1 protein-coding gene is annotated in these 1,387 nt (G+C 37.0%); it reads left to right on the top strand.

What is annotated here, in order from left to right:
- Window positions 1–57 precede the first annotated feature (57 nt).
- Window positions 58–1,193, top strand: a protein-coding gene (locus AC3ASS_RS14285) for an IS3 family transposase (RefSeq protein ID WP_488284159.1) whose coding sequence is annotated in 2 segments (ribosomal slippage) — window positions 58–292 and window positions 292–1,193 — 1,137 coding nt in all. Because the reading frame shifts where the segments join, the coding sequence is not laid out codon by codon here.
- The last annotated feature ends 194 nt before the right edge of the window (window positions 1,194–1,387 follow it).

The raw sequence follows: 1,387 nt of genomic DNA, 5'->3' as shown, positions 1-1,387 counted from the left end.
TGGACACAACTTGGTTAAGTCATTAATATTAAACTAACGAAAGGTTGTGTCCGAATCATGAGTCAAAAGCGGTATAATCAAGAATTTAAACAAACAGTAGTTGAGCTTTATCGCTCAGGCACTCCAGTCAGTCAACTCTCTAGCGAATATGGTGTTTCAGAAGTAACGATTTATAAATGGATTAAGCAACTCTCTCCAATTGAATGTGAACAGGAATTAACTTTGGCTGATATAGAAGCCATTCAAAAGGAAAATCTTCGATTAAAACAGGAGATCGAAATCTTAAAAAAGGCTATGACCATATTCGCGAGAAAATAGATGAGCAAGAACTGATTGACTTGATTACAAAAGAAAGCGAACATCATCCAATCCAAATGATGTGTCGTGTTTTAAAGATGCCTAAAAGTACGTATTATCAATCGTTTCACAAGAAGCCGAATAGCTATCATGTCGCCAACGAACAACTGCTTGAACGAATTCGAGCAATCCATAAAGAAAGTAAGGGTCGTTATGGGGCCCCTAAAATCTTTGAAATACTTAAAAAAGAAGGCTATACAGGCAGTATCAATCGAGTTCAACGTTTGATGAAACAAGCAGGCATCCAATCATGTATTGTAAAAAAATTCCGCCCAACACCAACACAAAAACCCGTAGAAGAACGAGAAAATGTATTAAATCAAGATTTCACTACAACAACAATCAACGAAAAATGGGTAGCTGATATTACATATGTCCATACGCTTCGTGATGGTTGGTGTTATCTAGCGTCCGTTCTTGATTTACATACAAAAAAAGTGGTCGGATATAAATTCTCTCGTATCATGACAACAGAAATTGTGCTGGAAGCACTTCAGAATGCGATTCAAGATCAAAAGCCCGATCCTGGTCTTATCGTGCATACAGATTTAGGAACACAATATACAAGTGAAACCTTTCAAAAACTACTAAAAAAACATGAAATGGTTCCGTCATTTAGTCGAAAAGGATGTCCATATGATAACGCTTGTATTGAATCTTTTCATGCCATATTGAAAAAAGAAGAAGTGTATCTAACCAAATACGAAAGCTTTGAGACAGCGAGAATTGCGTTATTTCAATTCATCGAAGGTTGGTATAATCGCAAACGAATTCATGGAAGCATTGGTTATTTGACACCGGATGAATACGAAAAAATGTGCCGAATAGCAGCGTAAAACATGGGGTACAGAATATATCCCCCTTCACATTTTTTGGCACAACAGCCATGGGTTTATTTCTCCACGTCCCAAGTAGATTGTCAAAGGCTCTTTTCACTTTGACAATCTACTTGGGACGTGGAACAATCCATGAATGGTTGTTGTGCAAAAAAACTTAATCTTTTTGTGTCCAAAAACTTGACGTAGATCCA

It is taken from the genome of Bacillus sp. JST-5, from assembly GCF_057747715.1.
This window is presented reverse-complemented; position numbering and strand designations above follow the sequence as displayed.